Source organism: Sphingobium sp. B11D3B (assembly GCF_025961735.1).
GTDB lineage: Bacteria > Pseudomonadota > Alphaproteobacteria > Sphingomonadales > Sphingomonadaceae > Sphingobium.
Window position 1 is genome coordinate 1,161,525 of the sequence record NZ_JAOQOF010000001.1, and the last position, 22,070, is coordinate 1,183,594.

The window sequence follows — 22,070 nt, forward strand, 5'->3', positions numbered from 1 at the left end:
CGCAGATAGTCGGGGGCGCCGTCCGTGGCAACCCCCTTTTTTGCATTCTTTTTGTCCTTTCAACCGCGCGCGGCGAGTGCCGCCTGTGCGGCCGCCAGACGGGCGATCGGCACGCGGTAGGGCGAGGCGCTGACATAATCGAGGCCCGCCTTTTCGCAGAAGGCGATGGAGGCCGGATCGCCGCCGTGCTCGCCGCAAATGCCAAGCTTGATGGCCGGGCGCGTCGCCCTGCCCCGCTCCACGGCGATCTCGATCAGCTCACCCACGCCTTCGACATCGAGGCTCACGAACGGGTCGCGCGCGAAGATGCCCTTGTCGACATATTGGGTAAGGAACCGCCCGGCGTCGTCCCGGCTGATGCCGATGGTCGTCTGCGTCAGATCGTTGGTGCCGAAGGAGAAGAACTCGCCGGCCTCCGCGATCTCGCCGGCCTTGAGTGCGGCGCGCGGCAGTTCGATCATGGTGCCGACGAGATACTCGACCGAGGTACCGCGCTCGGCGAACACGGCCTTGGCGGTCTTGTCGACGATGTCCTTCATCAGCTCCAGTTCGCGCTTGGTGGCGACGAGGGGAATCATGACTTCGGGGATCGGCGCGTCACCGCTGGCCTTGGCGACATCCAGCGCCGCCTCGAAGATGGCGCGGGCCTGCATCTCGTAGATCTCGGGATAGGTGACGCCCAGACGACAGCCGCGATGGCCGAGCATCGGGTTGAACTCGTGCAGTTCAGCCGCGCGACGCTTGAGCAGATCGACGCTCACCCCGGCAGCCTCGGCCACATCGGCGAAATCGACATCCTCATGCGGCAGGAACTCGTGCAGCGGCGGATCGAGCAGGCGAATCGTGACCGGCAGGCCGGCCATCTCGGTGAAGATCTCCGTGAAGTCGGCGCGCTGCTCGGGGAGCAGCTTGGCCAGCGCCTCGCGACGGCCTGCCTCGGTCTCGGCGAGGATCATCTGGCGCACGGCGGTGATCCGCGCGGCATCGAAGAACATATGCTCGGTGCGGCACAGGCCCACGCCCTCCGCGCCGAACTCGCGCGCGGTGCGGCAATCGAGCGGCGTCTCGGCATTGGCGCGCACCTTGAGGCGGCGGACCTGATCGGCCCATTCCATCAGCGTGCCGAAATCGCCGGCCAGCTCGGGCTGCACGGTCGGCACTTCGCCGGCCATCACTTCGCCGGTCGCGCCGTCGATGGTGATGATCTCGCGCTCCTTGAGCAGACGGTCGCCGATCCGCATCAGCTTGCCGGCGGTGTCGATGGAGATGCTGCCTGCGCCGGACACACAAGGCCGCCCCATGCCGCGCGCCACCACGGCGGCGTGGCTGGTCATGCCACCGCGCGCGGTGAGGATGCCCTTGGCGGCGTGCATGCCGTGAATGTCCTCGGGGCTGGTCTCGATGCGCACGAGGATCACCGCCTCTCCCAGCTCATTGAGCCGCTCGGCGGTCTCGGCATCGAACACCACCTGACCGGAGGCCGCGCCCGGCGAAGCCGGCAGGCCCTTGGTCAGCACATCGCGCGGCGCCTGCGGATCAAGCGTCGGGTGCAGCAGCTGGTCGAGCGCGGCGGCATCGACGCGCGCCACGGCTTCCTCATTGCTGATCAGGCCTTCATGGGCCATGTCCACCGCGATCTTGAGCGCGGCCTTGGCGGTGCGCTTGCCCGATCGGGTCTGCAGCATCCACAGCTTGCCCTGCTGCACGGTGAACTCGATATCCTGCATGTCGCGATAATGCGTCTCGAGAATCTGGAAGACCTTGGCCAGCTCGGCATAGGTCTCCGGCATGGACTCCTCCATGCTCAGCGGTTTGGCTCCGGCCCGCTCGCGCGCGGCCTTGGTCAGATATTGCGGCGTGCGGATGCCGGCGACGACATCCTCACCCTGCGCATTGATCAGATATTCGCCATAATAAGCGTTCTCACCGGTCGCGGGATCGCGGGTGAAGGCGACGCCGGTGGCGGACGTTTCGCCCATATTGCCGAACACCATGGCCTGCACGTTGACGGCCGTGCCCCAGTCGCCCGGAATATTGTTGAGGCGGCGATAGACCTTGGCGCGATCCGCCTGCCAGCTGCCGAACACGGCGCCGACGGCACCCCAGAGCTGCTCATGCACATCCTGCGGGAACGGCTTGCCCCAGAGCTGCTGCACCAAAGTCTTGTACTCGGCGACCAGCGCCTGCCAGTCTTCAGCGCTCAGTTCCGTATCCAGGAAGGCGCCCTTGTCTTCCTTGGCGATCTCCAGCGCTTCCTCGAACTTGCCGTGATCGAGGCCGAGCACGACATCCGAATACATCTGGATGAAGCGGCGATAGCTGTCCCAAGCGAAGCGCGCGTCGCCGGAGACGGTGGCGAGGCCTGCGACGGTTTCATCGTTCAGGCCGAGGTTGAGCACGGTGTCCATCATGCCCGGCATGGAGACGCGGGCGCCGGAGCGGACGGAGACCAGCAGCGGATCGGCCTTGTCGCCGAAGCGCTTGCCGGTCACGCCCTCGATATGCGCGATGCCGCCGGCGACTTCCGCATTCAGGCTCTCGGGATAGGTCTCGCCATCCTCATAATAGCGCGTGCACATCTCGGTGGTGATGGTGAAGCCCGGCGGGACCGGCAGGCCGATAGCGGCCATGCCATCCAGATTGGCGCCCTTGCCACCAAGCAGGTTCTTGTCGCCCTTGCCGCCATCATCGACGCCACCACCGAAACGGTACACATATTTCGTCATTCAGACACTCCACCTGCATTGGAATGCGCGCGCAAGCAGCCGTTATGATCTCGCCGCCGACGCGCGATTATTGCTCGCAAACCTAACCTTCGATTTTCGAGAAGTCGGCGACTTTGTGCACCGCAGCGCGAATACGGGTCAACAGACTTAACCGTGATTGGCGCTTCCGCTCGTCGGTATCGTTCACCGTCACCGTCTCGAAGAACGCATCGATCGGCGCGCGAAGCGTGGCCAGCGCGGCCATGGCGCTCTCGAAATCCTCCGCCTCGATGGCTGCCTGCGCGCGCGGCTCGGCCTCGTCGAGCACGCTCACCAGTGCCGCCTCGGCGGGCTCCAGCGCGTATCCGGGCTCAGCCACGAACTGCGCCTCATGCGCACGCATGGCGTCGGCCATCTCCGGATCGGTCAGCGCTTCGCCGGGGTCTTCCTCGCCAAGCTGGCTCTGCGGCTTCCCCCCCTCGGGCTGCTCCTTCTTGAGGATATTAGCTGCACGCTTGTAGCCCGCGAGGAGGTTCTTGCCGTCCTCGGTGCTGACAAAGGATTGCAGCGCATGGACGCGGGCGAGCAAGCGAACGAGATCGTCCTCGCCACCGAGCGCGAACACGGCGTCGATGAGGTCGTGGCGGACGCCCGCCTCGCGCTGCTGAACCTTGAGACGGTCGGCGAAGAAGTCGAGCAGCTGGCGGATTGCCGAATGGTGTTTTTTCAACAGGGCCTTGTGTTCATCAGAGAGATCGCGGCCTGCTAGAGCTTGCTGATACAACTGAAGTTCTGGAGCGTCCCCGATGACGTCAGCCAAGCCGAAATAGACGCCCGCACCAATTTCCTCCGCATAGTTGGTCCAACCACGGTTGAAATGAAGCCGGGAGGCTTCGAGCAGCAGGCTGGAAAGCCTTACATGAACATTATTGCTGATAATCAGCTGAATGACAGCGATGGCTGCACGCCGGAGCGCATATGGATCTTTTGATCCGGTAGGAGGCATGTCTTCAGCAAAGAAGCCCACCAAGGTGTCAAGCTTATCCGCGAGCGACACCGCCACCGTCACCGGCGCAGTCGGAACCTCATCCCCCTGCCCGACCGGCTTGTAATGATCGCGGATGGCATCGGCCACCGCATCAGGCAGGCCTTCGGCGCGGGCGTAATAGCCGCCCATCAGGCCTTGCAGTTCGGGGAATTCGCCGACCATTTCGGTGACGAGGTCGGCCTTGCACAGGCGCGCGGCCTGTTCGGCGAGGTCGGCCAGTTGCGCTCTGCCGTGCTCCTGCGAAGGCAGGAGCCCAGGGCCAGCTTGGGCGACATCGCCTTGGCTTCCTGCCTTCGCAGGAACACGGGGTTGGTTATCGGCGCCAACGACACCCGATTCCACCAGCCAGCGGGCGAGCTTCGCGACCCGCTCTACTTTGTCCGCAACGGTGCCCAGCTTCTCGTGGAAGGTGATGCGCGAGAGCTTGCGCGCATGGTCTTCCAGCTTCGTCTTCTTGTCCTGCTCCCAGAAGAAGCGGGCATCGGAGAGACGTGCGGCGAGCACCTTGCCATTGCCTTCGACAATCGCGGTGCCGCCATCGCTGGCCTCGATATTCGCCGTGCAGATGAAGGCATTGGCGAGCTTGCCAGCACTATCCCGCAGCACGAAATATTTCTGGTTGATGCGCAGCGTGAGCTGGATGACCTCGGGCGGCACCTCCAGAAACGCGGCATCGAAGCGGCCGAGCAGCGGCACCGGCCATTCGGTCAGCCCGGCATTCTCGGCGACGAGGCCGGCATCGGGGATCAGCTCCAGACCGGCCTGCGTCGCCAGCTCATTGGCGCGCCGGTCGATGATCGCTTTGCGCTCCTCCTGATCGACGATGACATAGGCCGCGCGCAGTTGATCGGCATAGGTTGCAGCGCTTTCGATGGTGATCTCGCCGCTGGAATGGAAGCGGTGGCCGCGCGTCGTCCGCCCGGTCGCAATGCCTTCGATGGCGAAGGGCACCACATCATTGCCGAGCAGCGCGATGATGCCCTGCAGCGGACGCACCCAGCGCAGGCTCTCGGTGGAGAGGCTGGCATCGCCCCAGCGCATCGACTTGGGCCAGGGGAAGGCGCGCACCACCTGCGGGATCGCCTCGGCCAGCACATCGGCCGTGGCGCGGCCAGGCTTCTCGACCGTGGCGAACCACACACCGTCGCGATCCTCAAGCTGCTCCTGCGTGAGGCCGGTCTTGCGCAGGAAGCCCTCCAGCGCCTGCGGCGGGGCCGAGGTGCGCGGGCCTTTGAATTCATCGCTGACGGCCTGTGTGGAGAGCGGCAGAGCGCGCGCGATCAGGGCGAGACGGCGCGGGGTCACATGGACGGTCAGGCCCTCGGGCTTGAGGCCGGCCTGCGCCATCGCGTCGCTGAACAGCCGGGCGAAATCCTCGCTGGCCTTGGCCTGCATGCGCGCCGGGATTTCCTCGCAGCGCAGCTCGAGAAGGAAGTCAGCGCTCATTATTGCTCTCCGTTCGGTTCGAGCGAAGTCGTGCTGGGAGGGGTGTCTCGACTTCGCTCGACACGAACGGAGACCTCGACACGAACGGGAATGAGGTGCTGATCGTTATCATTCCGCCCACCCGTTATGCGTCATCCAGGCCTCACAACTCCCTTTGGCGAGATCGCGCACGCGGCCCATGTAGCTGGCGCGCTCCTGCACGCTGATCACGCCGCGCGCCTGCAGCAGATTGAAGACATGGCTCGCCTCGATGGCCTGCTCATAGGCCGCGAGGGGAACGCCGGCCGCGATACTCGCCTTGCACTCTTCCTCGCAATCCTTGAACCAGCGGAACAGCTTGTCCGTATCCGCCACCTCGAAGTTCCACTTGGAGAGCTGGCGCTCATTTTCGAGAAACACGTCGCCATAAGTGACGGCGGGCCGATCCCCCACTGCCTCATTGAAGACAAGATCGTACACGCTGTCGACGCCCTGGATATACATGGCGAGGCGCTCAAGCCCGTAGGTGAGCTCGCCCGCCACCGGCTTGCAGTCGAACCCGCCCATCTGCTGGAAATAGGTGAACTGCGTCACCTCCATGCCATCGCACCAGACTTCCCAGCCCAGGCCCCAGGCACCGAGCGTCGGGCTCTCCCAATCGTCCTCGACGAAGCGGATGTCGTGCAGCAGCGGATCGATGCCGATGGCCTTGAGCGAGCCGAGATACAGATCCTGCAGATCCGGCGGGCTCGGCTTCATGATCACCTGATATTGGTAATAATGCTGCAGCCGGTTGGGGTTCTCGCCATAGCGGCCGTCCGTCGGCCGGCGCGAGGGCTGCACATAGGCGCAGTTCCACGGGTTCGGCCCCAGGCTGCGCAGCGTGGTCGCAGGGTGGAAGGTGCCCGCCCCAACCCGCATGTCGAAGGGCTGGAGGATCACGCACCCCTGCGCTGCCCAATAGTCATGCAGCGTCAGGATGAGTTGCTGAAAGCTCAGCGGTTTGGAGGCCTTATCCTGCATGGTTCAACCGTTTCACGTCTAAGCTTGAGCGGCTGTGCACCGCCTGTCGGAACGCGCGCGCTTTGGCCCATGGGGCTAACGCGGTCAAGCCGCGCGGTGGCGCCGGACCGGGCGGGGTTGCGTCCGCGCGCCAACTTGCCCAATGCAGGCGGTGATTTGAGGAGCGCGTGCATGAACTGGAAAACATTGATCCTCGGTTGGGCGCTGCTGCTGCCCCCGGCCCTCACCGGCCCCGCGCTCGCCCAGCAACCCAAGGCGCCGGCCACACCGGCCGCCGCTGCGGAGGCGCCCACCGTTCACGCGCGGCCGGCCCTGTGGGTAGTGCGGGACAGGGATACGACGATCTACCTCTTCGGCACCATCCACCTGCTCAAGCCCGGCATCAGCTGGTTCGAGGGACCGGTGCGCAAGGCCTTCGACAAGGCGGATACCGTCGTGCTGGAGGTCATCGATCAAGATCAGGGCGCCACGCGGGAGGCAATCATGCAGCGCGCGGTGGCGCCGGGCCTGCCGCTCTCCAACAAGCTCGATGAGGCGACGCGCACCGCCTATTTCGCCGCGCTGGAGAAATATGGCGTCTCGACCCTGCTATTTGATCATGTGAAGCCCTGGTTCGCGGCCACGACCCTCACCGTGCTCCCGCTGGATGCCCTCGGCTATTCGCCCGAAAGCGGCGTCGACAAGGCGGTGAAGGCTGCGACGGTCAACGCGGGCAAGTCGCTGGTCGGGCTGGAGACCTCCAGCGAGCAGATCGGCTTTTTCGACCAGATTCCCGAGGGCGTGCAACTGACGCTGCTCAAGGAAACGCTGGCGGAGCTGCCGACGCTCGCCGAAACCATCGACGGCATGGTCGCCGCGTGGAGCGCCGGCGACGAAGAGCGGCTCGCGGCGCTGATGAACGAGACGACCGAGAGCAGCGAAGAGATCGAGCGCATCCTGCTCACCGACCGCAATGCCCGCTGGGCCGAGTGGATCGCCGCGCGGATGAAGCAGCCCGGCACCGTCTTCATGGCGGTGGGCGCGGGTCATCTGTCGGGAGACAAGAGCGTGCAGGCGATGCTGGAAAAGCACGGTCTGTCCGCCAAGCGGGTGAAATGGCCGCGGTGATGGACGGGGTAGCATAAGGGCTGATCGATGAGTGGGCCGCACCCAGCCTTGAACAAGCGCCGCCTTGCGCCGCTGCTGCTGCTCGCGCTGGCCTCACTGACGGCCCTTTTGTGGCTGGGCTGGCGGATCGGCGCGCTGACGCAGCCCGATCCCGCCACCGTCACGGCGCGCCCGGCGCTGTGGCAGGCCAGCAAGGGCGAGGCGCGGCTCTGGCTGTTCGGCACCATCCACGCCGTGCCGCGCGGCGAGGCCTGGCTTTCGCCGGCCATCGCCAAGGCGGCGGACGAAAGCGACCGCTTGTATCTTGAGGTCACCGGGCTTGAAGGCGAGCGCAAGAGCCGGGCGGTGTTCGAGCGGCTGGGGCGCCGCGCCGGCCTGCCGCCTATCGCCGCACGCCTCTCGCCTGAGGATGCCGAGCGCTATCAGGCGCTGCAGGCGAGCCATGGCGCGGCGCTCGATCAGTTGGACGGCTATGAGAGCTGGGCCGCCGCCCTGCTCCTCAACGCTGCGGCCGCCTCCGGCCTCTCGCTCACCGCCGCGGAGGCGGGCGAAGCGGTGCTGGAGCAGCGCTTCGACAAGGCCTCGCGGCCGGTTCTGGGGCTGGAGACCATCGACCAGCAACTCGGCCTGTTCGACAGGATGCCGGAGAGCGAGCAACGGCTACTGCTCAGCCAGTCCCTCACCGATGCGGCGCAGGCCCCTGCCCTCTACCGCAGCCTGTTCACCGCCTGGGCGAGCGGCGACGTGGCCCGGCTGGAGCGCGAATTCATCGCCCCATTCGCCCGCGCGCCGGCTCTGCGCGCAAGGCTGATCGACGGGCGCAATGAGCGCTGGGCGCGGCATCTCGATACTGCCATGACAGCCAAGCCCGGCACCGCGTTCGTCGCGGTCGGCGCCGGGCATCTGGTTGGCGATGCCAGCCTGCAGACCCGCCTTGCCGCGCGCGGATGGCGGATCGACCGGGTGCAGTGAACGAGCGCTCGGTCGCTTCGCTTGCTTTCCCTGCAATTTGCCGCTAAGCGCCCCGGCTTCCGTCATGGTCATCCCTGGAGGCGTGGCGGAGATTCTAGCACTAAGCTTCTGGAGACACGCACATGAGCGATACGCTTACGCTGTCGGCCGAGGCACGCGATCGGGCAGGCAAGGGAGCCTCCCGCGCTCTCCGCCGTGAGGGCCGCGTTCCCGCCGTCATTTATGGCAATAATGAAGAGCCGCAGTCGATTCACGTTGAGGAAAAGCTTCTCAACAAGCTGCTTGGCACTGGCCACTTCTTCAATTCGGTCGTCATGGTCGAAGTGGGCGGCAAGAAGGTCCGCACGCTCCCCAAGGACGTGGCGTTCCATCCGGTGACAGATCGTCCGCTCCATGCCGACTTCCTGCGTGTTTCCGAACACGCCCAGGTGCATGTGAATGTGCCCGTGGTGTTCGAGAACGAAGAGGCCGCTCCCGGTCTCAAGCGCGGTGGCGTGCTCAACGTCGTCCGTCACGAGCTGGAAATGATCGTGGATGCCGCCGAGATTCCGGACAGCATCACGGTTGACCTCACTGGCTTCGATGTGGGCGATTCGATCCACATCAGCGCGGTGAAGCTGCCCAAGGGCGCCGAGCCGGCGATCACCGATCGCGATTTCACCATTGCCACCATCGTTGCACCGTCCGCGCTCAAGTCGAGCGAAGGCGACACGACGAAGGACGGCGAAGAGGCCGGCGAGGCGTAAGCCTCTCCGCGCGGGGGGAGCGCATCTGTGCAACTCTGGGTTGGCCTCGGCAATCCCGGACCGCAATATGCGCTCCACCGCCACAATGTCGGCTTCATGGCGCTGGACGTCATCGCCGCGGATTACGGCTTTTCGCCGTGGAAGAAGCAGTTTCAGGGCCTCGTTTCCGAAGGCCGCATCGGCCCCCACAAGGTGCTGCTGCTCAAACCCCAGACATTCATGAACCAGAGCGGGCGCGCCATTCGCGCCGCCTGTGATTTCTACAAGCTCGGTGTCGAGGACGTGACCGTCTTTCACGACGAGCTGGATCTTGCGCCGATGAAGATGAAGGTGAAGCGCGGCGGCGGCACTGCCGGCCATAACGGCCTGCGCTCCACCGACGCGCATCTTGGCAAGGACTTTCGGCGCGTGCGCATCGGCATCGGCCATCCCGGCGACAAGGACCGCGTGACCGGCCATGTGCTCGGCAATTATGCCAAGATCGAGATCGATCCGCTGGCCGACCTGCTCGGCGCCATGTCGCGCGAGGCGGAATGGCTGGCTGCGGGCGACGATGTGCGCTTCATGAACGAGGTTGCGCGCCGCCTGCAGGACTGAGGGTACGCGCCGGCGCGCTTACCGACTGCCGCCATTTTGCGCTTGCGCGGCGCGATAGGCCGCGAGACGCGCGCGCCACGGCGCCAGCGTCTGTTGCGGCACGTCCGGCCGGGCCATGGCCGATTTTCCCGCCCGCAGCCGCGCCCGATCAGCCTCGGGCGGCTCGACCCGGCGCACCCGCACCTGCACCGTGCCCTGCTGCCTGATCCCGAGCAGTTCCGCCGCGCCTTGCGACAGGTCGATGATCCGGTTCCGGGCGAACGGCCCGCGATCGTTGACGCGCACCAGGATCGTCCGGCCCGTGTCCAGCGCCGTTACCTCGACATAGCTGGGCAGCGGCAAGGTGGTGTGTGCGGCGGAAATACCGTGCTTTACAAAGCGCTCGCCATTGGCGGTCTGGTTGCCGGATTCGCTGCCGTACCAGCTCGCATCGCCCAGCATGTCCAGCGTGCGGTCATCGGCGGGCGTGTAGGTGACGCCGCGCACCACATAAGGCGGGCCTATGCGCACCGGCGTATCGCTGACCGGACGGAATTTGGTGCTGCTGGCGCACCCGGCGAGGGCCGGCACGACAAGCAACGCGAGCCAGAGAGAACGCCCCGGCAAGGCGCGCGGCATGGAAGAGCGGATCGCAAGCATCCCTCTCCCCCTAACCCACTGGGCCGCCACGGTGAAGAGATGAGTCGTCAGCTAGGGTGCGGGCACAAGCTGGCTGCTTCCGGTAATGTCGGCTATCCTGCATTGTCGTCGCGATGCAGATATTCCCGACACGACAACATTGCCGAAATTCGCTCACTATAGCAGCAGCCACTTCACGACGCACGCGCCAGCCAAGAGGACCAGACCGCATCCCCACCACGGGATGAGGGTGCCATCGTCATAATCTCCCAAGTCGACATACCGTTGCACCGCTTGCCTTTGACGCGCCCCGTATGCGCCGTCGCGGGATCGAATGTCAGCATCATTAAGATAGTGGTGAACGGCCTCCGGCGTCGCGTCGATTGGCAGTTCCTCCTGAAGCTCGCTTGCTAGCCGATCCACCTCAAGCCAATCTGTTGGCTCTCGTTGTTCGACAGCCAGAATGGCCGCTAAGCGGCTGCGTAGCTCGTCCATTTCCACGCCTACAGACTACAGGAGTTGGCGCTTGTTGCAACGGCCGCTTTCTACGCCAAATCAGCCGTACAGACCTCCTGGGCTGTGTCTGAAATCGGACGTCGCATGCCCCTGAATTTTATCCAAGCCGCTCACCCTTCGTTATTCCCGCGCGCGCGGGAATGACGGCGTTTTGTGCCCCTGAGCTATCGACTTCCCGGTCAGCCCCATCCCTCACCTCACCTAAGTCACGGAACTGACTTGCAATCTTCATCCCCGTGCCATCGCCTCGCAATCATCATGTCATGCACCTCTGCGATCAGGCCCCGCCTGAGCGGCAAATGCACCTTCCGCGAGCCGTGGCGGAACCAATTCAGGGGAAATCATGTCACATCTTACCGACGAAGCCCGCGCGCCCTACCGGACCGCGATGTCTAACGAGGCCAATCCCAACAGTCTGGAAGCGATTGTCGAGGCCAATCCTTCGCGCCGCACGATCATCAAGAACGGCCTGTTCGGCCTGTCGATCTTCCCGGTCGCGGCGATGCTCTCGGCCTGCGGGGAGGACAAGGATGGGATGGTGACCATTCCCAATCCCACGCCGACACCCAGCCCGACGCCGACCCCCACGCCCACGCCGGCGGTCAGCTACGCCATCGAGTTCACGTCGGTGGCCGCCAACCAGGACGACAAGGTCACCGTGCCGGCCGGCTATGACGTGAAAGTCCTGCTGAAGGCGGGCGATGCCATCGAGACCGGCGTCACCGGCTATGCCGGCAGCTTCCCGACGCCTGCGACGGCGGAGAAATGGGCCGGCGGCAATCATGACGGCATGGAATATTTCGAGCTGTCGGGCGTCGACCCCAACAAGGGCGGCCTGCTGGCGATCAATTTCGAATATCCCGATTTCAACATTCTGATGAACGGCAATTACGATGCCGCCACCGCCACCACGGACCAGAAGGCGCTTGCGCTCTCGGCCGTAGGCATTGGCGTGGTGGAAGTCGCCAAGGGCAGCGATGGCAACTGGGCGGTGAAGGCCGGCTCGCAATATAACAAGCGCTATACCGGCAACTCCAATTACCGCGCGGGTGGGCCGGCCGCCGGGCTGCTCTCCGGCACGATCAAGGGCATGCTCAACAATTGTTCGAGCGGCCGCACGCCGTGGGGCACCTACCTCACCTGCGAGGAAACGACGGACAATTATCTCGACCCCACGCGCCCCGAGCGGGATTATGGCTGGGTGGTCGAGATCGACCCGCTCCAGGAGCTGGCTCCGGCGACTAAGCGGACCGCCATGGGTCGGTTCAGCCACGAGAATGTCGCGCACCTCACCAACAGCGATCGCCGCGTGGCTTTCTACATGGGCGACGATTCGACGCCGGGCTGCATCTACAAGTTCGTGCCGGATCAGGCCTACAGCACCACCAACCGGGCGGCGAACAGCAACCTGCTCGACTATGGCACGCTGTATGTCGCCAAGTTCAACGCCGATGGTTCCGGCGAATGGAAGGCGCTGGTGCAGGGTCAGAATGGCCTCGTCGCCAATGCGTCCGATCCCGGCGATGTCAGTCAGTTCACGACGGCCCCTGCGCCGACACCGGTGAGCTTCAACAGCCAGGCCGACGTGCTGATCAACTGCGCCTCGGCCGCGCGCGTTGCTGGTGGCACCGTGATGGATCGGCCGGAGTGGATCACGGTCTCGCCCGATGGCAAGGCGATCTTCGTGACGCTGACCAACAACAGCGGCCGCAAGGTGACGGATGCGGCGAACCCGCGCGTCACCAACCGCCACGGCCATATCCTTAAGTTCCGCGAGAGTGGCGATTCTCCGCTGGCGACCGGTTTCACCTGGGAGCTGTTCCTGCTGGCCGGCGACCCCGGTTATGCAGCCGGCGGCACCAATCTGGTCGGCAACATCAATGGCGACACCTTCTCCAGCCCGGATGGCATCCGCATCGATCCGCAGGGGCGCCTGTGGGTGCAGACAGATCATAGCGTGCCGGGCACATCGGGCGCGAGCGGCGTCACCATCGAGCAGGTCGTGGGCCACAATGCGATGTTCTACATCGACCAGACGAGCAAGAAGAGCAAACGCTTCCTCGTCGGCCCGACGGGCTGCGAGATCACCGGCCTTGCCTATACGCCGGACCTCAAGACCTTCTTCGTGAACATCCAGCACCCGACCGGCAACTGGCCGATCGCCGGGGAGCAGCCCCGCTCCTCGACCGTCGTCATCACCCGGACGGACGGCAAGCCCGTCGGCGCCTGACCGATTCACGATCCGACGATGCACGACCGCCGCGCCCACCCCGGCGCGGCGGTTTCTTGTTGGGCGCTACGGTCGAGACGGCTGGCCATGGCAGCGACAGGGCGCTAAGGGGCCACATCACGTGCTTCCAGATCGAACGGACAGATTTCCATGGGTTTCAAATGCGGGATCGTCGGCCTGCCCAATGTCGGCAAGTCGACTCTCTTCAATGCGCTGACCGAGACGCAGGCCGCGCAGGCTGCCAACTATCCCTTCTGCACCATCGAGCCGAATGTCGGCCAGGTCTCGGTGCCGGACGCGCGGCTCGACAAGCTCGCGGCGATTGCCGGCAGCCAGAAGATCATCCCGACCCAGCTGGCCTTTGTGGATATCGCGGGCTTGGTGCGCGGCGCCTCCAAGGGCGAGGGCTTGGGCAACCAGTTCCTCGGCAACATCCGCGAAGTGGACGCCATCGTGCATGTGCTGCGCTGCTTCGAGAATGACGACATTCAGCATGTCGACAATCGCGTCGATCCCATTGCCGATGCCGAGACAGTCGAGACCGAGCTGATGCTCTCCGACCTTGAAAGCTTGGAAAAGCGCGTGCCCGCCTTTGCCAAGAAGGCGACCGGCGGCGACAAGGAAGCCAAGATTGCCGCCGCCGTGCTCGGGCGCGCGCTCGATCTGCTGCGCGAGGGCAAGCCCGCGCGACTCGTCGATATCAATGACGAGGAGGAAGCGCGCATCTTCCAGCAGGCGCAGCTGCTGACCTCCAAGCCCGTGCTCTATGTGTGCAATGTCGAGGAAGAGAGCGCGGCCGAGGGCAATGCCTTCAGCGCCCGCGTGTTCGAGAAAGCCAAGGCCGAGGGCGCGCAGGCCGTGGTGGTCTCCGCCGCGATCGAGGCCGATCTCGTCACGATGCCGATCGAGGATCGCGCCGAGTTTCTGGAGGCCATGGGCCTGGAGGAAGCCGGGCTGGCCCGCGTGATCCGCGCCGGCTACGATCTGCTGCACCTCATCACCTTCTTCACCGTCGGCCCCAAGGAAGCGCGTGCCTGGACGGTCCATCGAGGCGCCAGCGCGCCGGAAGCGGCGGGCGAAATCCACAGCGATTTCCAGAAGGGCTTCATCCGCGCCGAAACCGTTGCCTTCGACGATTTCATCTCGCTTGGCGGCGAGGCGAAGGCGCGCGAGGCCGGCAAGCTGCGCGCCGAGGGCAAGGCCTATGTGGTGCAGGACGGTGACGTGATGCACTTCCTCCACAGCTAGATCGGTGCGATAACCTCGCCATCATGTCGTTCCCCCGCCGACTCCTCTGCGCGCTGCTGACGCTGCTGCTGGCCTTGCCGGCGATGCAGGCCAGCGCATGCGCGCCGGGGAGCGAGGGGACGGGCGTCGCGCACCATGCGAGCGCCCAGACTGCCGCGCCGCATGGCGATCACGCTGCCCATAGCGGCCATGCGCCGTCTGTGCCGGATGGCTCCAAACCGGCGGTGGCGCATCATGATTGCATCGGCTGCGTCGCCCCGATCGACAGCCGGAGCTACCGCCCGGTCGATCGACTGTCCTTGCTGCCGGGCAAGGCGAACTGGTCCCCCAACCCTGCCCGGCTGACGGACTGGCTGGGATCGCCCGATACCCCTCCTCCCCGACAGGTCCTCTGAACGCTTTTCCCAAACAGCTTCAGACAGGACTTTTATATCATGAGTTTTCGATTGAACGTGGCTGCGAGCCTGCTCGCGGCAGCCTCGCCCGTTGCCCTCTTCGCGCAGGCGCCGACGGCCGGGCATGACCATGCCGGACACCAGAGCGCCAGCCCGCTGACACCGCCCGCCGAAAATGCCGGCGAGACGATGGACCATTCGACCATGGATCATGGCGCGATGGATCATGGCGCGATGGATCATGGCGCGATGGATCATGCCGGCATGAACCATTCTGGCATGGATCATTCTGGGATGGATCACGCCCAGCACAATGCCGAAGCGCCCGCCTCGGCGCCGAACCACATCCACCCCACCGACACCGCCCAACCTTATGTCGATGGCTCCGGCACGGCGCGGCTCCCGGCGGCGCAAGGCCCGATGAGCGGCCTTCATGCGATGAGCGGCGACTGGATGTTGATGGCGCACGGCAATGTCCAGCTCAATTACACCGAGCACAAGGGGCCGCGCGGCGACGATCTGGTCTACGCCACCTCCATGCTGATGCTGGCGGCGGAGCGAGATCTGGGCGGCGCGCGGCTTGCGCTCCGCTCGATGCTGAGCCTTGAGCCGACCATGTCGGCGCGGGGCTACCCCAATCTCTTTGCCACGGGCGAGACGGCGGGCGGCGCAGCGCTGGTCGACCGCCAGCATCCGCACGATCTGTTCATGGAGCTGGCCGCGCGGCTGGACGTGGACATCGCGCCCGGCGCAAGCGTCTTCCTCTATGGCGGACCGGTCGGCGAGCCGGCGCTGGGGCCATCGGCCTTCATGCATCGGGCGAGCGCGCATTATAATCCCGAGCCGCCGATCACGCACCACTGGTTCGATTCCACCCATATCACTTATGGCGTGGTGACTGCGGGCGTCGCCTTGCCGCAATGGCAGCTCGAAGGCTCGGCCTTCCGGGGGCGTGAGCCGGATGAGGAGCGCTGGGGCATCGAGACGCCCAAGCTCGATAGCTGGTCGGTGCGGCTGAGCTGGACGCCGACGCCAAACTGGGCCGCGCAGGTCAGCCATGGCTTCCTCAAAAATCCCGAGACGCTTCATGGCGACCAGAACGAGCATCGTACCACGGCGAGCGTCCATTATGCGGACGGCGCCCTCTCGGCGACCGCGGCCTTCTCCGCCAAGAACCGCGACCCCGGCGATACGCTGACCGCCTGGCTCGGCGAGATCACTTACGACCTGACGCCGCGACACAGCCTGTTCGGCCGGGTCGAGAATGTCGCCAATGATGAGCTGATCCCCGATCATGACGATCCGCTCCACGACGTGCCGTTCCGCATCACCAAGATGCAGGCTGGCTATGCGTGGAACACCCCGATCGGTGACGGCCCGGTCCACCTCGCGCTTGGCGGCAGCGTCAATCTCTACGCCAAGCCCGCGGCGCTGGATGCGGTCTATGGGGATAATCCCTGGGGCTACACGCTGTTCGCGCGGCTTTCCTTGGGGCGCTGACATCAGCCTCCCCTCCTCTTCAGAGGAGGGGTCGGGGGTGGTGGCGATGCGTCAGCATCGCGCAGTCAGTGATGCGCCACGAGGTTGCAGCACCACCCCAACACCTCCTCTGAGCCGCAGGTGAGCGAAGCTCAACAGGAGGGGCTAATTGAGCTGTCAGGCGTGGCCGACCCAGCCCCGCCATGTGAAGGCGGCGTAGAACAGCGCCACGTCCGCAAAGCCGCCGGCTTTCAAGATGGCTTCGTCTTCTTCAGGCGAGAGGCAGTGGAGGCTGGCGGCGACGGCGGCACGGGCCTTGGCGGTGTCCGCCGGGTCCGCGCCCATCGCCTTGGGGTAAGCCGCATAGCGGTCCAGCCAGACATCGCGGGTCTCGGCATCCTGCGGGAAGCTGCTATGGGCAGCGACGAAGGGCGCGCCTGCGCGCAGGCGGCGGTGGATTTGCTGCACGGTGCGCGTCCGCTCTGTGGGATCGAGAAAATGAAGGGTCAGGAGGCAGACCGCCGCGTCAAATGGCCCGTCCGGTGCGTCATCGATCAGCCCCTGCACCAGCTCGACGCGCTCCATCAGCGGACCGAGCTGCCGTTCGGCCAGTTTCAGCATTTCGCCGGCCGGGTCCACGCCCACGAAGCGCCAGTTTGGTTGTGCCTCCGCGAGCGCCTTCAATTCCATGCCGCCGCCCGCGCCGAGCACGAGCACCCTAGCCTCCGATGGGGCGCGCTCGGCGAGCAGCAGTCCGGTCATTCGGTGCAGCGCATCCAGCCCCGGCACGAAGCGGCGCGGGCTATCCCAGTAGCGCGCCGTGGCCGCCGGATCATCGAAGGCCTTGATGAACATGTCCGGGTCCACTGTCTCGTCCGGTGCGGTGTCGTGCGTGGTCATGGATTTTCGATCCTATGTTGGCCCGGATAATCGGGCGGCAAGAGACGGTGGAAGCCGGCGCTGAGACTGGCGAGCGTGACGGTGGCGTAGGAGTCGAGCAGCAACGACTCGGCCTGCCGCAGCGGTGCATCGAGCGCGGCGTTAACGGCTCGCTCGACCGCGCAGCCGGGGTTGTCGCTGCGATTGCCGATGGCGAAGAGCGGCGGCGCCCCGATGGCCCGATAAATATCGAGCAGCGTGACAGCCGCCGGATCGCAAGCGACCGACCAGCCCCCGCCATGCCCCTTTTCCGAGCGGACATAACCGGCATCCCGCAGCCCGCCCATGACGCGCCGGATCACCACCGGGTTGGTCTGCATGATCCTGGCCAGCATCTCCGATGTAACCGGACGCTGCTGCTCGGCCATGTGGAGGAGGACGTGAAGGACGCCGGACAATTTGCTGCTGTTGCGACTCATGCAACATATCATGTTACATATTCGCGCCCTGTTCAAGCCAAATGAGCGCCGCTTGCCCTTCTTGCCCTCGCCGCTTAGGCAAACGGTCATCCGATCCCGGAACCGAAGGCACAGACATGGACTATTATTGGGAAAACCTGGAACTCGGCCTCACCGAGCATTTCGGCCCGTTCGAAGTGGATCGCGATGAAGTGATCGCCTTTGCCGAGCGCTATGATCCGCAGCCCTTCCACCTCGATGAAGAAGCCGCCGCCAAGACGCATTTCGGCCGTCTCGCGGCGAGCGGCTGGCAGACCTGCGCGATGATGATGGGCGCGATGGTGCGGGCGCGGCAGAATAGCGGCGGCTGGCAGGCCAATGCGCTGGGCGCGATGGGTCTGGACGAACTGCGCTGGCGCCGGCCGGTTTTCCCGGGTGACGTGCTACGCGGATCGAGCGAGTTGGTCGAGAAGCTGGAATCGCGCAGCCGTCCGGAGACGGGCATCCTCAAATGGCGCACCCGCCTGCTCAATCAGGACGATCAGGAAGTGCTCAGCCTCGTCTCCGTCGTGCTCCATCGTCGCCGCCCGAAGGCCTGATGCGACGAATGCTGCACAAGATGTATTGATCTCTCAACATCCTTGCTGCACCCTGTGCGCGTCGGCCATGGGGGCGGCAAGGAGAGGATCATGAAGGACGACAAGGCTGTGCCGGGTGCGCTCGCACCATCGCGGCGGACGTTCATCGCCGGGGCGGCAGCGCTCGGCATCGGCAGCACCAGCGCGCTTGCAAGGGCCGCAACGCAGGAGGGCACCGTGCCGTCGCAGCCCTGGTTCGAGGCGTATCTAGCCGCGTTCAACCGCGCCGACGAAGCGGTTTTCAGCGCTTATTATGCCGATGACGTGCAGTTCTTCGGCCAGGCCGCGCAGGTAACCGGCCGACAGGCGGTGATCGATTTCTATCGCGGTGTGCGCAAGCATCTGCACGAGAAGGTCGATCTGCTAACCTATGTGGGCGATCCGTCCGGCGCGCATATCCTCGCGGTGCTGCGCACGACGCTGGTGGCCCATACCGACTGGCCCGACATGCCCACCGGTGCGCTCAAGGCGGGCGACACGCGCTCGAGCGTCAACTTCGTCATGTACGACATCAAGGATGGTCGGTTCACGCGGGTCCGCTCGGCCCGGTTCAGTCCGCAGAAGGGGCGCAGCGCATGACACAGGAAGAGCGCTTCCGGGCCTATATCGCCTCGTTCAACGCGCAGGACTGGCCCGCGCTGGTGAAGAATTACGCGCCGGACGTGCATCTGGTCATCGGCAATGGCACAGAGCTGATCGGGCACGATGCCATTGTCGCCTTCTACAAGAAGGTGAACCAGCAGACGCGGCGGATCATCCAGGTCCGCAATGTCTTCACCGACGGCAAGCGGCTGGTCGCCGAGCTGGAATCGGAGTTTCTGGCCACGGTCGATGCGCCCGATTTCACCTCCGGCCCGCTCAAGAAGGGCGACCGCATCCACATCAATAGCTTCGCGCTGTATGAATATGTGGGCGACGTCTTCACCAACATCCGCTCGGCGGTGTTCCGGCGGGAATTCATCCCGGCCGGCAAGAGCGAATAAGCAGAGCGAACAAGCCGCGCCGGCTCAATGCCGGCCGAACAGCTTCTCGATGTCGCCATGCGCCAGCTTGATCCAGGTCGGCCGGCCATGGTTGCATTGCCCGCTATGGGGGGTGACCTCCATCTCGCGGAGCAGCGCGTTCATTTCTGCCACGGAGAGCACCCGCCCTGCCCGAACCGAGCCGTGGCAGGCCATGGTCGCCGCGACAAGATCGAGCCGGGCCTTGAGCGAGGCGGCATCGCCAAGCGCGGCCAGATCGTCGGCGAGATCGCGGACGAGGCCGGGCACGTCGCTGGTGCCAAGTAGGGCCGGTGCAGCGCGGACGAGAATTGCGGCCGGGCCGAAGCGCTCGACCTCCAAACCGAGTTCGGCCAGCTCGGCGGCGCGCGCCTCGATCCGGTCGCAGGCCGGCTCATCCAGCTCGACCACTTCCGGCAACAGCAGCGCCTGCCGCGCGACCGCGCCGTCGGCCAAAGCCCGCCGCATCCGCTCCAGCACGAGGCGTTCGTGCGCGGCATGCTGATCGACCAGCACCAGCCCGTCCTCCGCCTCGGCGACGATATAGGTCCGCGCCACCTGCCCGCGGGCCACGCCCAATGGAAACTCACGGTGCTCGGCCTGCGGCTGCGCGACCGGCGCTTCCGCCCGGCCAGACGGCGCAAAACCGGTGAAACGGGCCTGCCGGTCTCCGAACAGGGGCACGCCGCCATAAGCGCCCCCGGGTGAAGGCGCTGGCCAGGGTGTCGCAGCCTCGGCTGGCTGTGCGGGCGCCTCTTCGCGCTGCCACAGATCGGCGGCGCTGGCCTCGGGCCGGTTGGCGACGCGCATGCCGGCATCATCGAGCGCGCGCCGCAAGCCACTGACGATCATCCCGCGCATGAAGGCGGGATCGCGGAACCGCACTTCGGTCTTGGCGGGGTGCACGTTCACGTCCACGTCCGGCATGGGCACATTGAGGAACAAGGCCAGCACCGGATGCCGGTCCCGCGCGATGAAATCGGCATAGGCGCCGCGCACCGCGCCGACCAGCAGGCGGTCGCGCACCGGGCGGCCGTTGACGAAGAGATATTGATGATCGGCCGAGCCACGATGATAGGTAGGCAGGGAGGCGACGCCGCTGATCGTCACCGCCTCCCGCTCCAGCGAGACGATGACGTGATTATCGGCCAGCTCGCGATCAATGAGCTGGGCGACGCGATCCTCGCGGGTCTGCCCGCCCGGCAGCGAGAACACCCGGCGCCCGTCATGCTCCAGCACGAATGCGACATCGTTGCGCGCCATGGCGAGGCGGCGGACGATGTCGAGGCAGGCGGCATATTCCGACCGCGCCGAGCGCAGGAACTTGCGGCGCGCCGGAACGCGCTCGAACAGCCCATCCATCTCCACGCGCGTGCCGGGCGCCATCGCGCAGGGGGCGGCGGTGGCCAGCACGCCATTGTCGCACACCAGGCGCCATCCATCCGCATCGCGCTGACGGCTGGCGATGCTGAGGCGCGAGACGCTGCCGATCGAGGGCAGCGCCTCACCCCGAAAACCGAGCGTCCTGACCGCCTCGATGGCCTCGTCAGGCAGCTTGGATGTCGCGTGGCGCTCCAGCGCAAGCGGCAGATCGTCGCGGCTCATGCCATGGCCATCATCGGTGACGCTCAGGCCGCCGAGGCCGCCCTGCTGCAGCGAGATCGCAACGGAGCGGGCCTGCGCATCCAGCGCGTTTTCCAGCAACTCCTTGAGCGCGCTCGCAGGGCGCTCGACCACCTCTCCGGCGGCAATTCGATTAACAAGGGACTCGGGGAGGCGGCGTATTGACATTGGATTGCGACTAGACCAAGCGAGCCTCCTACGCGAGCGAAAGCCACCCGTTTTTCCGGTGGCTGGAGTCGGCAGGGCGGGCATTCCCCGGAGCATCTGAAAGCCGCGTCCTCACCGGCGCGACCGGCATGAACAGGACAGTCAATGGCGTTCTTCTCCAATTGGTTCAAGTTCACTTCCAGGGACATGGCGATCGACCTCGGCACGGCCAACACGGTGGTCTACGTGCGCGGTCACGGCATTGTCCTCAATGAACCATCCGTGGTTGCGGTGGAGACGATCAACGGCGTGAAGCGCGTCAAGGCCGTGGGCGAAGACGCCAAGCTGATGATGGGTAAGACGCCGGAATCCATCGAGGCCATCCGCCCGCTGCGCGACGGCGTGATCGCCGACATCGACATTGCCGAGCAGATGATCAAATGGTTCATCAGCAAGGTCCATGGCCACCGCCGCTTCCCCCGTTTTCCTGAGATCGTGATCTGCGTGCCGTCCGGCTCGACCAGCGTCGAGCGCCGCGCGATCCGTGACGCCGCGAGTAACGCCGGCGCGAGCCAGGTCTTCCTGATCGAGGAACCGATGGCCGCTGCGATCGGTGCCGACATGCCGGTCACCGAGCCCATCGGCTCGATGGTCGTCGACATTGGCGGCGGCACGACCGAGGTCGCCGTGCTCTCGCTGCGCGGCCTGGCCTACACCACCAGCGTGCGCGTGGGCGGTGACAAGATGGACGAAGCCATCGTCTCCTATGTCCGTCGCCACCACAATCTGCTGATCGGCGAGGCCACGGCCGAGCGGATCAAGAAGGAATATGGCATCGCCCAGAAGCCGGCCGACGGCGTGGGCGCCACGATCCACATCAAGGGCCGCGACCTCGTGAACGGCGTGCCCAAGGAAATCGCGATCAATCAGGGCCAAATCGCCGATGCGCTGGCCGAACCCATTGGCACCATCGTGGAAGGCGTGCGCATCGCGCTTGAAAACACCGCGCCGGAGCTGGCCGCCGATATTGTCGATCAGGGCATCGTCCTCACTGGCGGTGGCGCCTTGCTCAAGGGGCTGGACGAGGAACTGCGCGACGAGACGGGGCTTCCCGTGACCGTGGCGGAAGACCCGCTGACCTGCGTCGCCATTGGCACGGGGCGCGCGATGGAGGACCCGGTCTTCCGCGGCGTGCTCCAGACCGCCTGAGCCCGA

The 22,070-nt window shown here is 65.5% G+C and carries 19 protein-coding genes; 12 read left to right on the top strand and 7 right to left on the bottom strand.

Annotated features, from left to right (window positions below; all coding sequences use genetic code 11):
• Window positions 1-59: 59 nt before the first annotated feature.
• From ppdK to M2333_RS05530, 3 genes are all read right to left on the bottom strand, one after another.
• Window positions 60-2,726 carry a pyruvate, phosphate dikinase gene (gene ppdK / locus M2333_RS05520; RefSeq protein ID WP_264611103.1) on the bottom strand — a complete coding sequence of 889 codons (2,667 nt, stop codon included), beginning with the start codon at window positions 2,724-2,726 and terminating at the stop codon, window positions 60-62.
• An 82-nt stretch (window positions 2,727-2,808) separates the two neighbouring features.
• The gene (gene glyS / locus M2333_RS05525) at window positions 2,809-5,199 is read right to left on the bottom strand and encodes a glycine--tRNA ligase subunit beta (protein WP_264611104.1); all 2,391 of its coding nucleotides are present in this window, start codon (window positions 5,197-5,199) and stop codon (window positions 2,809-2,811) included.
• A gap of 108 nt (window positions 5,200-5,307) precedes the next feature.
• On the bottom strand, window positions 5,308-6,201 hold the full coding sequence (locus tag M2333_RS05530) for a glycine--tRNA ligase subunit alpha (RefSeq protein WP_264578844.1): 894 nt from the start codon (window positions 6,199-6,201) through the stop codon (window positions 5,308-5,310).
• A gap of 171 nt (window positions 6,202-6,372) precedes the next feature.
• On the opposite strand from M2333_RS05530, the gene M2333_RS05535 reads away from it, so the two are divergent.
• The 4 genes from M2333_RS05535 to pth all read left to right on the top strand — a co-directional run bounded on the left by M2333_RS05535 (window position 6,373) and on the right by pth (window position 9,623).
• Window positions 6,373-7,308 (top strand): TraB/GumN family protein, encoded by a 936-nt coding sequence (locus M2333_RS05535; RefSeq protein WP_264611105.1) that lies wholly within the window; start codon window positions 6,373-6,375, stop codon window positions 7,306-7,308.
• 48 nt (window positions 7,309-7,356) lie between these two features.
• The gene (locus M2333_RS05540) at window positions 7,357-8,280 is read left to right on the top strand and encodes a TraB/GumN family protein (RefSeq protein ID WP_264611106.1); all 924 of its coding nucleotides are present in this window, start codon (window positions 7,357-7,359) and stop codon (window positions 8,278-8,280) included.
• A gap of 122 nt (window positions 8,281-8,402) precedes the next feature.
• Window positions 8,403-9,026 (top strand): 50S ribosomal protein L25/general stress protein Ctc, encoded by a 624-nt coding sequence (locus M2333_RS05545; protein ID WP_264570246.1) that lies wholly within the window; start codon window positions 8,403-8,405, stop codon window positions 9,024-9,026.
• A 27-nt stretch (window positions 9,027-9,053) separates the two neighbouring features.
• Complete coding sequence (pth, locus tag M2333_RS05550; RefSeq protein WP_264611107.1) at window positions 9,054-9,623, top strand: aminoacyl-tRNA hydrolase; 570 nt, start codon at window positions 9,054-9,056, stop codon at window positions 9,621-9,623.
• An 18-nt stretch (window positions 9,624-9,641) separates the two neighbouring features.
• Here the strand turns inward: pth and M2333_RS05555 are convergent, their stop codons facing one another.
• Window positions 9,642-10,262 (bottom strand): septal ring lytic transglycosylase RlpA family protein, encoded by a 621-nt coding sequence (locus tag M2333_RS05555; RefSeq protein WP_413716477.1) that lies wholly within the window; start codon window positions 10,260-10,262, stop codon window positions 9,642-9,644.
• Between the two features lie 838 nt (window positions 10,263-11,100).
• Here M2333_RS05555 and M2333_RS05560 point away from each other — a divergent pair.
• The 4 genes from M2333_RS05560 (at window position 11,101) to M2333_RS05575 (ending at window position 16,130) form a co-directional block, all read left to right on the top strand.
• Complete coding sequence (locus M2333_RS05560; RefSeq protein WP_264605239.1) at window positions 11,101-12,987, top strand: PhoX family protein; 1,887 nt, start codon at window positions 11,101-11,103, stop codon at window positions 12,985-12,987.
• Window positions 12,988-13,137: 150 nt separating this feature from the next.
• On the top strand, window positions 13,138-14,235 hold the full coding sequence (ychF, locus tag M2333_RS05565; RefSeq protein WP_264572773.1) for a redox-regulated ATPase YchF: 1,098 nt from the start codon (window positions 13,138-13,140) through the stop codon (window positions 14,233-14,235).
• A 23-nt stretch (window positions 14,236-14,258) separates the two neighbouring features.
• Complete coding sequence (locus M2333_RS05570) at window positions 14,259-14,630, top strand: hypothetical protein (protein ID WP_264611108.1); 372 nt, start codon at window positions 14,259-14,261, stop codon at window positions 14,628-14,630.
• Window positions 14,631-14,669: 39 nt separating this feature from the next.
• A complete protein-coding gene (locus tag M2333_RS05575) occupies window positions 14,670-16,130 on the top strand; it encodes a hypothetical protein (RefSeq protein WP_264611109.1) in 1,461 nt (486 codons plus the stop codon).
• Between the two features lie 156 nt (window positions 16,131-16,286).
• Here the strand turns inward: M2333_RS05575 and M2333_RS05580 are convergent, their stop codons facing one another.
• Window positions 16,287-17,009, bottom strand: a complete 723-nt coding sequence (locus M2333_RS05580; protein ID WP_264611110.1) for a class I SAM-dependent methyltransferase — start codon at window positions 17,007-17,009, stop codon at window positions 16,287-16,289.
• Window positions 17,006-17,467 carry an Rrf2 family transcriptional regulator gene (locus tag M2333_RS05585; RefSeq protein WP_264594524.1) on the bottom strand — a complete coding sequence of 154 codons (462 nt, stop codon included), beginning with the start codon at window positions 17,465-17,467 and terminating at the stop codon, window positions 17,006-17,008. Before M2333_RS05585 ends, M2333_RS05580 begins: the two co-directional genes overlap by 4 nt.
• Window positions 17,468-17,583: 116 nt before the next feature.
• Between M2333_RS05585 and M2333_RS05590 the strand changes: the two genes are divergently transcribed.
• From M2333_RS05590 to M2333_RS05600, 3 genes are all read left to right on the top strand, one after another.
• Window positions 17,584-18,045 (top strand): MaoC family dehydratase, encoded by a 462-nt coding sequence (locus M2333_RS05590; RefSeq protein ID WP_264611111.1) that lies wholly within the window; start codon window positions 17,584-17,586, stop codon window positions 18,043-18,045.
• Between the two features lie 90 nt (window positions 18,046-18,135).
• Window positions 18,136-18,663 carry a nuclear transport factor 2 family protein gene (locus M2333_RS05595; protein WP_264594525.1) on the top strand — a complete coding sequence of 176 codons (528 nt, stop codon included), beginning with the start codon at window positions 18,136-18,138 and terminating at the stop codon, window positions 18,661-18,663.
• Window positions 18,660-19,067: a nuclear transport factor 2 family protein gene (locus M2333_RS05600; RefSeq protein ID WP_264594526.1), complete on the top strand. Its 408-nt coding sequence runs from the start codon at window positions 18,660-18,662 to the stop codon at window positions 19,065-19,067. Before M2333_RS05595 ends, M2333_RS05600 begins: the two co-directional genes overlap by 4 nt.
• Before the next feature lie 24 nt (window positions 19,068-19,091).
• Here M2333_RS05600 and mutL read toward each other — a convergent pair whose 3' ends face one another.
• Window positions 19,092-20,876 carry a DNA mismatch repair endonuclease MutL gene (gene mutL / locus M2333_RS05605; RefSeq protein WP_264611112.1) on the bottom strand — a complete coding sequence of 595 codons (1,785 nt, stop codon included), beginning with the start codon at window positions 20,874-20,876 and terminating at the stop codon, window positions 19,092-19,094.
• Window positions 20,877-21,020: 144 nt separating this feature from the next.
• Between mutL and M2333_RS05610 the strand changes: the two genes are divergently transcribed.
• Window positions 21,021-22,064 (top strand): rod shape-determining protein, encoded by a 1,044-nt coding sequence (locus M2333_RS05610; RefSeq protein ID WP_181559593.1) that lies wholly within the window; start codon window positions 21,021-21,023, stop codon window positions 22,062-22,064.
• Window positions 22,065-22,070 lie beyond the last annotated feature (6 nt).

Coding starts and splice junctions, on each gene's coding strand:
- M2333_RS05580 (WP_264611110.1), bottom strand. CDS start 17,009: ATGACCACGCACGACACCGCACCGGACGAGACAGTGGACCCGGACATG.
- M2333_RS05560 (WP_264605239.1), top strand. CDS start 11,101: ATGTCACATCTTACCGACGAAGCCCGCGCGCCCTACCGGACCGCGATG.
- ppdK (WP_264611103.1), bottom strand. CDS start 2,726: ATGACGAAATATGTGTACCGTTTCGGTGGTGGCGTCGATGATGGCGGC.
- M2333_RS05610 (WP_181559593.1), top strand. CDS start 21,021: ATGGCGTTCTTCTCCAATTGGTTCAAGTTCACTTCCAGGGACATGGCG.
- M2333_RS05535 (WP_264611105.1), top strand. CDS start 6,373: ATGAACTGGAAAACATTGATCCTCGGTTGGGCGCTGCTGCTGCCCCCG.
- M2333_RS05545 (WP_264570246.1), top strand. CDS start 8,403: ATGAGCGATACGCTTACGCTGTCGGCCGAGGCACGCGATCGGGCAGGC.
- M2333_RS05530 (WP_264578844.1), bottom strand. CDS start 6,201: ATGCAGGATAAGGCCTCCAAACCGCTGAGCTTTCAGCAACTCATCCTG.
- M2333_RS05570 (WP_264611108.1), top strand. CDS start 14,259: ATGTCGTTCCCCCGCCGACTCCTCTGCGCGCTGCTGACGCTGCTGCTG.
- ychF (WP_264572773.1), top strand. CDS start 13,138: ATGGGTTTCAAATGCGGGATCGTCGGCCTGCCCAATGTCGGCAAGTCG.
- mutL (WP_264611112.1), bottom strand. CDS start 20,876: ATGTCAATACGCCGCCTCCCCGAGTCCCTTGTTAATCGAATTGCCGCC.
- glyS (WP_264611104.1), bottom strand. CDS start 5,199: ATGAGCGCTGACTTCCTTCTCGAGCTGCGCTGCGAGGAAATCCCGGCG.
- M2333_RS05585 (WP_264594524.1), bottom strand. CDS start 17,467: ATGAGTCGCAACAGCAGCAAATTGTCCGGCGTCCTTCACGTCCTCCTC.
- M2333_RS05600 (WP_264594526.1), top strand. CDS start 18,660: ATGACACAGGAAGAGCGCTTCCGGGCCTATATCGCCTCGTTCAACGCG.
- M2333_RS05555 (WP_413716477.1), bottom strand. CDS start 10,262: ATGCTTGCGATCCGCTCTTCCATGCCGCGCGCCTTGCCGGGGCGTTCT.
- M2333_RS05595 (WP_264594525.1), top strand. CDS start 18,136: ATGAAGGACGACAAGGCTGTGCCGGGTGCGCTCGCACCATCGCGGCGG.
- M2333_RS05590 (WP_264611111.1), top strand. CDS start 17,584: ATGGACTATTATTGGGAAAACCTGGAACTCGGCCTCACCGAGCATTTC.
- M2333_RS05575 (WP_264611109.1), top strand. CDS start 14,670: ATGAGTTTTCGATTGAACGTGGCTGCGAGCCTGCTCGCGGCAGCCTCG.